Source organism: Silvibacterium bohemicum, from assembly GCF_001006305.1.
GTDB lineage: Bacteria > Acidobacteriota > Terriglobia > Terriglobales > Acidobacteriaceae > Silvibacterium > Silvibacterium bohemicum.
Window position 1 is genome coordinate 179,945 of sequence record NZ_LBHJ01000019.1, and the last position, 12,471, is coordinate 192,415.

Sequence of the window (12,471 nt, forward strand, 5' to 3'; positions counted from 1 at the left end):
GATCGGCGGCCAAACTATGGGACTGACAGCCTTCTTTATCCGGCGCGCCACTACAACGACGCTGATGATGGCGGCAATTGCAGGCTTTGGTTTTCTTTGCTATTTCTCCTTGCCGGTCAGCAACCTTCCCGAAGTCGAGTATCCGACGATCCGCGTGAATGCGGGGCTGCCCGGTGCGAATCCCGATGTAATAGCCTCCACGGTGGCCACGCCGCTGGAGAGCGAGTTCTCGATGATCCCCGGGATCGCGAACATGACTTCGTCGAGCCAGACGGGAGAGACGAACATCGTTCTGCAATTCGACCTGAACCGCAGCATCGATGCGGCTGCGCAGGACGTGCAGGCGGCGATTGCGCGAGCGGCAGGCACGCTGCCAGCAAGCATGCCATCTCCACCGTCCTACTCGAAGGTGAATCCGGCGGCTGATCCCATCCTATGGCTGGAGATGTCGTCGTCGACGATGGCGCTCCGTGATTTCGCGAGATACGCGGACCAGGTTTTCGCGAAGCGCATCGCGATGGTGAGCGGAGTTTCGCAGGTGCCGGTGTGGGGGCCTTCGCAGCCTGCGATTCGCGTGCAGGTCGATCCGGCAAAGCTGGCCGCTTACGGATTGGATCTCGAGCAGATTCGGACGGCGCTCAGCGCGAACAGCTCCAGTCTCCCCTCCGGCACCTTGTATGGCGATGCGCGAGACTATTCGCTGCAGGCCAATAGCCAGCTGACGACTGCCGCGCAGTTCTCGCAGCTGATCGTGGCGTACAGAGGTGGTGTTCCGCTGCGGTTGAATCAGGTCGCGGATGTCTTCAACAGTTCGCGCGATGACAAGAGCACTTTCTGGATCAACGGGCGGCCCAGCGTGATCCTCGCTGTCAGAAAACAGCCGGGCACCAACACGGTGGATGTTGCCGATCACGTGAAGGAGGTCATTCGCTCGCTGCGCGCCTCAATGCCGCCTGGCGTTTCGCTGGGAAACGTCGCGGACGACGCCACCATGGTTCGCGATTCCATCGCAGAAGTAAACAGGACGCTGATCCTGACCATCGTGCTGGTGGTGCTGGTGATTTTCGCGTTCCTTGGTACGGTGTCGTCGACGATGATTGCCTGCGCCACCATTCCGGTGTCGATTCTCGGCTCGTTCCTTGCGATGCGGCTGCTGGGCTACTCCGTCGATTTGTTTTCCATGATGGGCATCACGCTTTCAGTGGGCTTTGTCGTCGACGACGCCATCGTGATGATCGAGAACATTGTGCGCCATCGCGAAATGGGCAAGTCCAGACTGCAGGCGGCGCTCGACGGAGCGAGCGAGGTAAGCTTCACGATCATCTCGATGACGGTTTCCCTGGTCGCCGTCTTTCTTCCGATTCTTTTTCTGAATGGCGTGCTAGGACGGCTGCTGCGCGAATTCGCCGTGACCATCTCGGTCTCGATTTTGCTCTCCGCTCTTACCGCGCTCACCCTGACTCCGATGCTGTGCAGCCGCTTCCTGGGATCGCGGGAGCAGGCGCAGAGCTGGTTCCAGCGGCAAACGGAACGCATGTATGCTGCGATGGAACACGGCTATCAGCGTTCTCTCGGCGTTGTCATGCAACACAGACGCGCGACCATCGGCCTGAGTGTAGCAATGACTTTGCTCACCATCGTTTTGTTTGTGGAGATGCCGAAGAGCTTCATGCCTCCGGTGGACGTCGGTTCGATCAACGGCACGCTGGAGGCCGCGCAGAACAACTCTTTTGCGCAGATGATTGCCTATGGCGAGCAGGTCAACGCCATCCTGGCAAAGATGCCGTGGATGGAGAGCAACGTGTCGGGAGTGGAAGCACAGAACCGTGGATGGTTTCATATCAATCTTCTCGAAGATCGGCATCGGCCCAACGTGCAGATTCTCATGGCCGATTTACAGAAGAAGCTGAATCGGATTCCAGGGCTGAATGTGTATCTGCGGCAGGGAGACTTTCTGAGCCTCGGACAGAATGAGACACGCTCTCAATACTCCGCGGTTCTTCAAGGGCCTGATCCCGACGAACTTTACCGATGGGCGCCGCGGTTGCAGACTAAGCTGCAATCGCTTCCTGAGTTGGCGAAAGTTTCCACCGATCTGGAGCTGAGCGCGCCGCGGGTGAATGTCGACATACGACGCGACCTGGCCATGTCGCTCGGTGTCGATCCGCAGAGCATCGCCAGCACGCTGTACGATGCGTACGGGAATCGGCGCGCCAGCACCATCACCGTCGCCTCGCAACAGTACGACGTGATCCTCGAGGTACTGAAAGAAGATCAACGCGATCCGGAATCATTGGGAAATCTCTATCTTCGATCCAGCACGGGGCGTCTCGTTCCGCTCTCCGCGGTGACTCGTCTCACGCAGACCGTGGCCCCGCTGAGCGTCAACCACGTCGGGCAGTTCCCTGCTGTGACATTTCAGTTCGACCTGCAGCGCGGCGTCTCGCTCGATTCTGCAACGAGATTGATTCAACGCGCTGCGGAAGACATTGGCATGCCGGCAACTTTAACATTCGCGTTTCAGGGAACGGCGGCACAGTTCCAGAGCTCGCTCAAGGGCCTGGGGCTCCTGCTGGTGATCGCGGTGATGGTCATTTATCTGGTTCTCGGTGTGCTTTATGAGAACTTCATCCACCCTCTGACCATTCTTTCCGGCTTGCCGTCAGCGGCTATCGGCGCGCTGCTCACACTGCTGCTTTTCGGGCAGGACCTTAATCTCTATTCCTTCCTCGGTGTGATCCTGCTGATCGGGATCGTCAAGAAGAACGCGATCATGATTGTCGACTTCGCGCTCCAGGCGGAGCACGAGCAGCATCTGGAACCTGAGGCCGCAGTCTTTCAAGGATGCGTGCAACGATTCCGTCCGATCATGATGACGACCATGGCTGCCTTGCTCGGAGCTGTTCCCATCGCTCTCGGCAGCGGCGCAAGCGGCGAGGCACGGCGCCCGCTCGGTATCGCAATTGTGGGAGGTCTTCTCTTGTCGCAATCTCTCACTCTATATGTCACGCCGGTGATCTATCTCTATCTGCACCGTTTCCAACGCCTTCGGCCGACTTGGAGTCATCGGAATACCATCGCGGCTCCGCAAACGCTGGAAGCCACGATCTCGGATTGATTCCGGCTTGGACGCTCGCAACATCTTCGCACCGCCCATGAGCCTGCTAGCGGATCAACTGGAATGAAGCGATGATGTCTCGCGGGCTTCCTGGATAAACCGCGAAGCGGCCGCTGGCTCCCGAGAAGTAGCGCCGGTCGAGAAGATTGTTCGCGTTCAGCGCGAAGCGATACCTCCAGCCTGCCTCCTTCGGAGGCTCATATGAGATACCGGCATCGACTCTCCCCCATCCCGGTACGAGGTAGAAGGTATTCGGCGCAGCCTGCGTAATGAGTTGTCCCTGCATGTTGCTCACGCCGGAGACACCGGCACCGATCGAAGCTCCGCTTAACCGGCCTTGCGACTGGGTGTAGCGCGTCCAGAGATTCCCCGTATGCCTGGGCACGGATTGCAGTTGGCTGTCGACGAGGTAGGTGTTGTCCTTGTGGATGGTCGCGTTGGTAAGAGCGTAGCCGCTGATGAGATCCCACTGATGAGTCAGGTGCGTAAGCGCGTTGAACTCCATGCCGCGGCTGCGCTGCTGTCCCAGTTGGATGGAGAACCCAGGATTGTTCGGATCTGCGGTGATGACGTTGGTGAGATCGATCTGATAGACCGCCGCTGTTCCCGTAACCCGATGGCTCAAGGTGTCGAACTTGAAGCCGGTCTCGAGCAGCCGCCCATACTCGGGAACGAAGGGCGTCCCGTTTGCCTGGGTTCCAGACTCCGGCTGGAAGGACTTGTTGTAGGTTGCGTAGAACGAGAACGCCTGAACCGGGTCATACACCAGGCCGACCCGCGGCGACCATGCCGTGTCACGGCTTGAAGAGCTTGGAGACGCGAAGTAGCCGACGGTCTTGAGCTTGGCCAGGTCATAGCGAAGGCCGCCCGTCACTTTGAGCTTCGGCGTGAGCGTGATCTGGTCTTGCAGATAACCGCCGCCGTAACCATCGCGGGTTTGATTGATGGTCGACTCCATCAGATCGCGCGGCGGCAATGCGGCATAGTTTGGATAGTAGATGTTCAAGGTCTCGGCCGGGGTTCCGGAAGCCTGGCGCGTCGTATTGGTGTCGTATATCTCGTAGTCAAGCTCCGCACCGGCGAGCAGCGTGTGCTGGATCGGTCCTGTCTTCACCGTTCCCGTCACTTCATTGATCCAATAGTGAGCTTGAAAGTACTGATCCGAGCGCAGATCGTTCAGTGTGACCATCTGCATATCCTTCGAAAGCGCATTGGCGACGCGAGCGTTGTAGTTATCCCAGCCGGTGGAAGAGCGCTCATAGCTGCGAAAGGTCCATCCACGCCCCAGGGCTTGATCGAAACTTAATCCAGCTTTGCCCTGGCGATATGGATAGACGAGGTTGGGGTCAGCAAGATACCGGCTCACCGGCAGATTGGCCGGCCTTGTTCCGATGGCAATCAGGCCGCGGTCGTTGAGATTGCTTCCGCCGAGAAATTCCGTGTAGAGCCGCAGACTCGTCGATGGCGAGGGGGTCCACGTCAACGTGGGAGACAGGAAGAGACGCCGGGTGAAGTTGAAGTCGCGGAAGCTCTGGCTATCCTGCCCCGAGGCAATGAAGCGATAGAGCAACGACTTGTTCGCGGTGAGAGGTCCGGAGGCGTCGATCGTCGGCCGCAGGAGTTGATACGAGCCGCCCTGCATCGTTGCGCTGTAGTAGTGCTCTGAGAGCGGCTGTTTCGTAACGAGATTGACGACCCCGCCGGGATCGAGGCGGCCAAAAACAGTTGATGATGGTCCTTTGAGAATATCCACGCGCTCGACGTTCGCGAAATCAGGAAAAGTGGCGTTGGCATTCGAAGCGTTGCGAAAGCCATCCTGAAATGTGGTGTCGGTGACAAAACCGCGTAACGTCACGCGTTCCTGCCGGCCACCGGCGTCCTCCGCAATGGTGACGCCGCTCACATTGCGAACGGCATCGGCAAGCCTTATAACCTGCTGATCCTGCAAAACCTGCTCTGGGATCACGTAGACGGCCTGCGGTATATCGCGAATCGAGGTATCGGTGCGAGTCGCTTCGCTATTTTCGCTTACCGCATAGCCTTGCGCACCAGCCCGAACTTCAACGGTGCTGTTTTCCTGTGCGACATTCAAGACCAAATCCTGTTGATTGGCCCTGTTTGGCAAAACCTGAAAGGTCTGCTGCTTCGTGGTGAAGCCTTTTGAGACCACGGCCAAGCTATATGTGCCTGCGGGAAGTTGAACGGTATAGGCTCCCGTTGCATCGGTCGTGGCGCTGACCGCAAGGTTGCCGCAGGTGAGCGTTACCTGCGCATCGCGAAGCAGTGCTCCGCTCGGATCGGAGATGATACCGGACAGCGTGACCTCCGGATCACCGTGAGAGGGACAGGCAGACTGTGCGTAGCCGGAGTTCGGAACAGAAACAAAAAGAGCTGCGGCAAAAATCAGGGACAACAGGGAACGGAACATAACCAACCTTTCGTGCAAGGGGCCACGCGCCGCTCTCTCGTGAAGCAGTCGTAAGCCTCGAATCCATCGATCTCTCGTCCCGGTAGACCTTCGCCAAAAGACTCCACCCAAGACTTCCCAATACAACGTGCGAAAACGTTAGACGCGGACCGTTGTCTTCGCCTCCTTGTCGGGAGCGATTGCCATGTGGGCCCTCCGGCGCTTTCTCCATGACGCGAAGCGCCGCAGCGAAAGCGAAAAGCCTGTCCACACCAACATAAGGGCGCTCAATGTCGCCGACAGCGCGATGAAGCGGCCAACCATTCCAAACATCTCTCCGGTGTGTAGAAATCTCGCATAGAGTCTCCACTGCCTGCCGCGAGGGTTTGCAGAGAACGGCTCCCAACGAACCATCTCACCGTCTTTGCGCGCGATGACCAGCTGCGCACGCTGCTGCGGTCTGCTGCCCTCTCCTTCGTCCACCGTAAAAGTCACGTTCGGGTCCTTCGCAGCCGGCAGGCGCATCGACAGGCTCTTCCATCTTGCGTCCTGCATCATGGCCTTCCGGATGGCGAGGTCGAGTGTGGGAAATTTATCGGACGAGAGCGGCTTTGGCCGCTTCGGCTCGAGGCCGGCACGCTCCATCGGAGGAGGATCTCCAGCCGCACGATAGAGGAGCGCATTCGCCCAGGGGTAGGCCATGATGATGCCGCTCAGAACGATCAGGGCCAGCGGCAGAGACATCCAGATGCCGAAGACGTTGTGCCAATTCCACTCGCGGGCACGCCCCTTGAGATTGCCGCGGAAGAAAATCGCGGGGCGCAGATGCTTCCAGGTAAACTTTCGCGGAAGCCAGATGACAATGCCGCTGAGGATCATGAAGAAGAAGCCGAGGACCGCGGCGTTCTTGATGGCGCGAAGCGTCTCGTGACGGACCCCGTTGAGCGCGATCCACCGATGAAGGTCCCGCGTCGCCTGGAAGAAGTTTCGCAGCCCATTCGCGCCCTGGCCGATCACCTTTCCCTCACAACCATCGACGAGGACGACTCTGTCGGTTCCGAAGGCAACTTCGGCCGGCTGGTGCGGATCGGAGTAGAGCATCAATCCGGTCGGCGAGCCGGGCTCAAAATCGACTGCATTTTCGAGGAGGGCCGAGGGCTCGACACAGCTCTGCTGAGAAGGGGCGGCAATCCGCGAATTACGCTCTGCCCAGCCGATGATCTGGGCCTGGAAGGTCATGATCGACCCGGTGATGGCGAGAAACGCAACCACCAGACCAATGGTGAGGCCGACTGTCAGGTGAAGCCAGAGAAGCGCTCTCCGGAGCGTCATCGAGGCTGTCGCCCGATCGCTTGAGTCGTGGCTCGCAAAATTGCCGCAGATTCCAGACAGTTTACCAACGCCATCCTCCAGAGACACCGACAGGAAAGGATTGCGCGTTTTATACTGGCAGCAATCGTCAGCCTTCGGGTTGTCGATCTCGGACCTCCCCTGGTGCTTCGCCAAAAAGACAACCAGGGGAGGTCTCCTCGCACTCTCAAAATACGACAAATTCAGTCGCATATCAAGATGACGCCAATGTAATGTTGGTGAAATTTTGATCCCACTTCCGGGTGGGCTGCCAAAAGATCAGCGAATCTCCTCTGCGTTCGCTTGGCCAACGCCACGCACGGCCCGTTCGCTTTACTGCGAGTTCCCCCCTGGAGCGGCGGGTTAACTGCTTGGATATCACCGTGAGATGACCGTTGCTCACCGTGTCATTTGCTTTCTCATCTGTCATTCTCACGATAGGAACCGTGGAGCCGGACGGCTGCCGGGAAACCTGACGAGGGATGGATGCGTGCATCTGCTCCCGTAGAAATCCGCGTGGGGATCACAGCGAAACCATCGGGCGGTTGTCTCGCCGGCGTGCCCCTTCAATTCATGCTCACGAGAATCGAGAAGGGAGTTTCCTCCAGATGAGTCCGTACAGCTGCTCTGCCGGCGCCAATTCGTCTCCCTTAAAACATGCTGACGATATGCAACTGGTGTCGGCGGCCAAGTCCGGGGAGCATCACGCCTTCGTGGAGCTCTTCCATCGGCACTCGGCGAAGATCCTTAGAACAACTCTTCGCGTCACAGGAAATCATCACGATGCCGAAGACGCGATGCAGGACGCGTTCCTCAATGCCTACGCGCATATCGCGAAGTTTGACGGAAGAGCGCAATTCGGAAGCTGGCTGATTCGCATCGCCATCAACTCCTCCCTCATTATTCTCCGCAAGCGCCGCATCCGCCCTGAGACCTCGATCGATAGCTCGTCCGATATCGATTCCTCTTACGTCTGGAATCTGATCGACTCTTCCGCGGACATCGAGACGCACTACTTCATCTATGAACGGACCCTCCGACTGCGGAAGGCCATCGGCCGGCTACCGCCGAAACTCCGGAGCGTTGTCGAGATACAACAGGCGCGCGATGGATCCCTGAAAGAAACAGCGGAGTTTGCGAATCTCTCCGTTGCGGCCGCGAAGTCTCGTCTGCTACGCGCCCGGCAGGCGCTGCGCAGAACGCTGGTTTAAGTAGGGAAACCCGGCCGACAGATTACAGGAGTTAAAAAAAGCGGGAACGTAAAGCAGGGTCGCCCATGACCCAAGCCAGTATGCAGTGTCGCCCGACTCGAACTGAAGAGATCATCATCGTGCCGTTGCGCGAAGTGGAGCCCTGATGAGCGCTTCTCGGATACTCTCGAGGGCGACGAGTTGGACGTACTGGCAACGCTTGTCGATGCATACGAAGCGAAGCATCACGTCATCGATGCTCCTTCCCCAATCGCCGGAATTCGATTCCGGATGGAGCAGCGCCAATCCTCGGCAAGACGCCCAAGAGGCTCGGCAAGATGCACCTAGGGTGCGGTCCACGCGATACTCACCCGCAACGCAGGCTCGCAACTGCGATTGGTAGCATTCGCAACCAATTACTGATCCGCGAGATCTGTAAATTTCTGAAATATTGGTGGGCGCAGCAGGATTCGAACCTACGACTTCCACCGTGTGAAGGTGGCACTCTACCGCTGAGTTATGCGCCCTGGGTGATGCAGGCGGCCTGCTTTCTCTCTCGAAAAGCGGCACTATCAGGACAAGTGTTAGAGTATCACCGCCTCGCGCTGGTGCCAAACCCGGCTGCAGAGCGGCTACAATCTTCTTCTGGACTTAATTTCCTCACCCTTCGGACCTGATGCCCTTTCGCCAGCCACTTCCGAACCCTCGCCCGGACCATATCCGGACCGATCCCGACAACCCAGAGCCACACGCGGGCACTCCTGAAGCGGATTCCGGAGATGGGACTCGCCCGCTACCGGTGCGGTCGGGACCGGATTCCGAGGTCGAATCGACGAGCAAGTCCGATTGGGACGAGGAACTCGATTCCGATTTGGAAATCGACATCGGGAATGACCTCGGGGACGACCCGGAAGAGACAGAAACAATGGACGCCGGCGCGCAACCTGGGGACGAAAATGGGGTTGATGAAGACATGGCGACCATTGCACTAGACCGGCCACTGGATAGTTCCTTAGAGGCTCCTTCAGGGTTGCGGGGAGCTGGCTTCGAGACGGGGCGCAGCGCGACCGCCGCGGAGCTGAGCGCGATGAGCGACGCGGAGATCATGCTCCGGGTACGCGAGGGCGACGACTCAGGCTTTGAATACCTGATCCAGAAGTACCACAAGCCCATGATTCACTTCATGTTCCGCATGGTGCACAATCAGGCGGTGGCGGAAGAGCTGGCACAGGAGGTTTTTCTCCGGGTCTATCGCTCGCGGCAGAGCTACCGGGCTGAGGCCAAGTTCACCACCTGGCTCTACCGGATTGCGACGAACCTGGGCGTGAATCATGCGCGGGATACGAAGTATGAGCGGGCGGCGCAGAATGTATACCTGGACCAGCCCGATCCGGAGACGGGAACGACGCCGGATGTGGCCGACCTGACCGCTTCGGTCGAGCAGGAGCTGGTGAAAGACGAGCGGATGCGGGCCATCCGCCAGCACGTTCTGGCGTTGCCCGAGCGGCAGCGCACGGCAGTATTGATGCACAAGTATCAGGGGCTGGATTATAAGCAGATAGGCGAAGTGCTGAAGTTGAGCGAGTCGGCGACCAAGTCGCTGCTCTTTCGCGCCTACCAGACCTTGAGGGAGCGGTTGAAGGAATTTGTGTAGAGGAAGCGAGATTCAGGCCGGAGCCGGTAGAAGACAAAGAGGCCGCTAGATCCTCCTCTTCGCACGGGATACAGGGAATACAGAAGATTGGTGAATACGATGATCTGCCGAATTGCAAAAACGAAACTGATGGACCTGGTTGAGGACGAATCGACCTCCCAGGTCTCAAATACACGCCCAGATACTTCTCTGGCCGAGCTACGGAGCCACGCCGCCGAGTGCGCAGAGTGCAGGCAGGAGCTTGCCGAGCTGCGCGCGACCATGGCCCTGCTCGATAGCTGGGAGGCTCCCGAGCCTTCTCCTTATTTCAACGCCCGGATGGCGGCCTTGCTGCGTGAGGAGCGCGAGGCCGCGCCGGCCGGGTTCTTCGAGCGCTGGCGCGCCCGGCTGCTCTTCGGATCGAATGTGCAGTTTCGCCCGGTGGCCGCGGGAGCCCTGGCTGTACTGCTGCTGATCGGCGGAGGAACCTTTGCCGGGTTTATGTACACCACCCCGGCTCCGGCCCACACCTCGGCGACGGTTCGCGATCTGCAGTCGCTGGACGAGAACTCTCAGGTCTTTCAGCAGTTGAATGCTCTGGACCAGCAGGACGATGAGTCCGATAACGGACCAGCGTCGAATAGTAATTTGTAACGATGGCGGTTTCTCATCTGAAGCGCTGGACCCACGCAAGGATGGGAGACCGAATGTTCCGGGCTCCAGTTGCAAATGAAGAGCTAGAGCAATTCTTGAAGTTTTGGCCGGAATGATTCCGGCCTTTGCCTCGGAAGTCGAGTCAGTTATGCGGAGCGGTGGAAACAAAACGGCGAGCCGGTTTCACTGGCTCGAGCGCAGAAGGTTTGCTGCGCTCTCGTCTGCGCGTGCTTTCCGCGCCGTTCCCATGCTCGGCCCCGTACTCCTCGCCGTGCTCCTCGCCGCTTCTTCTCTCTTCGGAAACGCGGCCTGGGCAGCGTCCCGCGGATTTCACCAGGTCCAGCATACGGCTCCTGCTCCTCCACCTGCACAGGCTCCGAGACCTCAATCCATGCCGGAAGTACGATCGCAGGTTCAGCCTCAGAGCCGTCCGAATTCCGCTGGCAATCCCGGCGCCCATCCGAATCAGAACCAACAGCACCTGCCCGACTGGTGGGCCAGCCACCGCAATCTGACTCCGGATCAGCAGGCCGACGCGCTGCGGCGGGAGCCCGGTTTTCACAACCTGCCTGCCGACCAGCAGCAACGATTGATCGACCGGCTGCACTCGCTGGAGGCAAAGAGTCCGCAGCAGCAGCAGCGGATTCTGGCCCGCAACGAGGCCTTCGAGCGACTTTCTCCCGAGCGGCGGGAGGAGGTGCGGGGTGCAGCGCAGGCTTTGCATCAGATGTCTCCGGATCGAGAACAGGTGGTGCGGCGAGCCTTTCAACAGCTTCGCCACATGCCTCCCGCGCAACGGGAGCAGATGCTGAACTCGCAGATCTACGGCGGCCAGTTCTCGCCCCAGGAGCGGACGGTCCTGGGCAATCTGCTGTCCATCGAGCCCTACGAGCCGAAGAGCATTCCGCAGCCTTATTTCGGGCGACCGTAAGAGCGCGATCAGTTCAAGCCGCTATGGCTACGGCAACAACTCCGTCAGTCGCTCACTGCTTGCTGGCCGAGACATCCCCGCCACCCACAGAGCGATCGATTGTCCAATCAGGAATAACAGCGAGGGATAGAGCAGGCTGAGGTTCCGCAGCTCTCCCGGCGCGCACACGATGAAGAACAGCGGCAGGTCGATGGCGGCGGCAATGGCGATGTGCTGCCGGATGCGCACCGGCAGCGGCTTCCATCCCCGCAGCAGCAGCACCGCGATCATCAGGACGAAGACGATGTTGTATCCACGGAAAGTAATCAGCCCGTAGTTCACCTCATGCTGGAAGAGGTTTCTCGGGTTGAGATAGAAGAGCATGTTTCTACCCAGATGAAACTCCGCATTCGGTCCGGGATTGGCATGGAAGTGGCGCGATACGGCGAAGCCGATGACGCCAGCGATGGCCAGCAATCCCCCGTTGAAAATAGCTGCCCGGCGCGGCGAGAGGCGCATGCGCAATAGCGGAAAGAGCGCAGGCAGAAAGAGAACGAACGATTCCTTGTTGAAGGCGCCTAGCCCCACGACAACCACAAGCAGCCAATACCTGCGGCTCATGGCCAACGCCGTGGCCGAGATCAGAAAAAACATCTCCGAAAGATCGTAGAAGTATCCCCCGACCGTGAGTAGAAACGGCAGGAAGAGCACCAGGATCACGGGCGCGAGCGTCGAGCTGATGGCGTCCATCTCTGCGGCTGCGCAAGCTGCGCGCATGGGGAACATCGACGCAAAGAGAAACAGGAAGGCCATAAAGTAAATCAGGTGGTAGCGGATAAGGTATTGCGGATCGCGCGCCACGCTGGACTTGATCTTGCTCATGAGCGTGCCGTCGGGAAGAACAGCCCTGGCGAGGATGCGATCCTTGACCCGGGCGGGAAGAGCCGCATCCACGCGATTGGCAACCCAGGGCAGCAGGCTGCGATAGATGAATGGCCGGTCGGCAGTGCCGTTCAGCATGGCTTCGATGGAGACGCCCGGAAACGTCTGGCCATCGCGGAAGTTCCACTTGTCATAGAAGCCGTTGAAGGATGCGGCCGCGACCGCAAAGTAGATAAGAACGAGAATGCACTCATCCACAAAGCGGGACTGGCCGCTGCGATCTGCAATCATCCGACGCGATCTTCCTCCGCCATGCTCTCACCCTCA

At 59.0% G+C, this 12,471-nt stretch carries 8 protein-coding genes and 1 tRNA gene; 5 read left to right on the forward strand and 4 right to left on the reverse strand.

The genetic code is table 11. The annotated features are described in order from the left end of the window. Nucleotides 1–16: 16 nt before the first annotated feature. Entirely contained in the window at nucleotides 17–3,118 is a 3,102-nt protein-coding gene (locus XX99_RS22265; RefSeq protein ID WP_050061618.1) for an efflux RND transporter permease subunit, read from the forward strand. Between the two features lie 46 nt (nucleotides 3,119–3,164). Here XX99_RS22265 and XX99_RS22270 read toward each other — a convergent pair whose 3' ends face one another. Beyond that, the gene (locus XX99_RS22270) at nucleotides 3,165–5,546 is read right to left on the reverse strand and encodes a TonB-dependent receptor (RefSeq protein ID WP_050061619.1); all 2,382 of its coding nucleotides are present in this window, start codon (nucleotides 5,544–5,546) and stop codon (nucleotides 3,165–3,167) included. Between the two features lie 138 nt (nucleotides 5,547–5,684). Further along, a complete protein-coding gene (locus XX99_RS22275; RefSeq protein WP_184084979.1) occupies nucleotides 5,685–6,857 on the reverse strand; it encodes a PepSY-associated TM helix domain-containing protein in 1,173 nt (390 codons plus the stop codon). Between the two features lie 686 nt (nucleotides 6,858–7,543). Between XX99_RS22275 and XX99_RS22280 the strand changes: the two genes are divergently transcribed. Beyond that, on the forward strand, nucleotides 7,544–8,086 hold the full coding sequence (locus XX99_RS22280; protein ID WP_231581562.1) for an RNA polymerase sigma factor: 543 nt from the start codon (nucleotides 7,544–7,546) through the stop codon (nucleotides 8,084–8,086). A 431-nt stretch (nucleotides 8,087–8,517) separates the two neighbouring features. Here XX99_RS22280 and XX99_RS22285 read toward each other — a convergent pair. Then, nucleotides 8,518–8,592 (reverse strand) — tRNA-Val (locus XX99_RS22285). A gap of 149 nt (nucleotides 8,593–8,741) precedes the next feature. Between XX99_RS22285 and XX99_RS26920 the strand changes: the two genes are divergently transcribed. The 3 genes from XX99_RS26920 to XX99_RS22300 all read left to right on the forward strand — a co-directional run bounded on the left by XX99_RS26920 (nucleotide 8,742) and on the right by XX99_RS22300 (nucleotide 11,283). Then, on the forward strand, nucleotides 8,742–9,719 hold the full coding sequence (locus tag XX99_RS26920; RefSeq protein WP_082125843.1) for an RNA polymerase sigma factor: 978 nt from the start codon (nucleotides 8,742–8,744) through the stop codon (nucleotides 9,717–9,719). 129 nt (nucleotides 9,720–9,848) lie between these two features. Then, nucleotides 9,849–10,352: a hypothetical protein gene (locus tag XX99_RS22295; protein ID WP_156186154.1), complete on the forward strand. Its 504-nt coding sequence runs from the start codon at nucleotides 9,849–9,851 to the stop codon at nucleotides 10,350–10,352. Nucleotides 10,353–10,743: 391 nt separating this feature from the next. Continuing rightward, nucleotides 10,744–11,283: a DUF3106 domain-containing protein gene (locus tag XX99_RS22300; RefSeq protein ID WP_184084976.1), complete on the forward strand. Its 540-nt coding sequence runs from the start codon at nucleotides 10,744–10,746 to the stop codon at nucleotides 11,281–11,283. A gap of 27 nt (nucleotides 11,284–11,310) precedes the next feature. Here XX99_RS22300 and XX99_RS22305 read toward each other — a convergent pair whose 3' ends face one another. After that, complete coding sequence (locus XX99_RS22305; RefSeq protein WP_050061624.1) at nucleotides 11,311–12,435, reverse strand: hypothetical protein; 1,125 nt, start codon at nucleotides 12,433–12,435, stop codon at nucleotides 11,311–11,313. Nucleotides 12,436–12,471 lie beyond the last annotated feature (36 nt).

Coding starts and splice junctions, on each gene's coding strand:
- XX99_RS22265 (WP_050061618.1), top strand. CDS start 17: ATGGGACTGACAGCCTTCTTTATCCGGCGCGCCACTACAACGACGCTG.
- XX99_RS22270 (WP_050061619.1), bottom strand. CDS start 5,546: ATGTTCCGTTCCCTGTTGTCCCTGATTTTTGCCGCAGCTCTTTTTGTT.
- XX99_RS22275 (WP_184084979.1), bottom strand. CDS start 6,857: ATGACGCTCCGGAGAGCGCTTCTCTGGCTTCACCTGACAGTCGGCCTC.
- XX99_RS22280 (WP_231581562.1), top strand. CDS start 7,544: ATGCAACTGGTGTCGGCGGCCAAGTCCGGGGAGCATCACGCCTTCGTG.
- XX99_RS26920 (WP_082125843.1), top strand. CDS start 8,742: ATGCCCTTTCGCCAGCCACTTCCGAACCCTCGCCCGGACCATATCCGG.
- XX99_RS22295 (WP_156186154.1), top strand. CDS start 9,849: ATGGACCTGGTTGAGGACGAATCGACCTCCCAGGTCTCAAATACACGC.
- XX99_RS22300 (WP_184084976.1), top strand. CDS start 10,744: ATGCCGGAAGTACGATCGCAGGTTCAGCCTCAGAGCCGTCCGAATTCC.
- XX99_RS22305 (WP_050061624.1), bottom strand. CDS start 12,435: ATGATTGCAGATCGCAGCGGCCAGTCCCGCTTTGTGGATGAGTGCATT.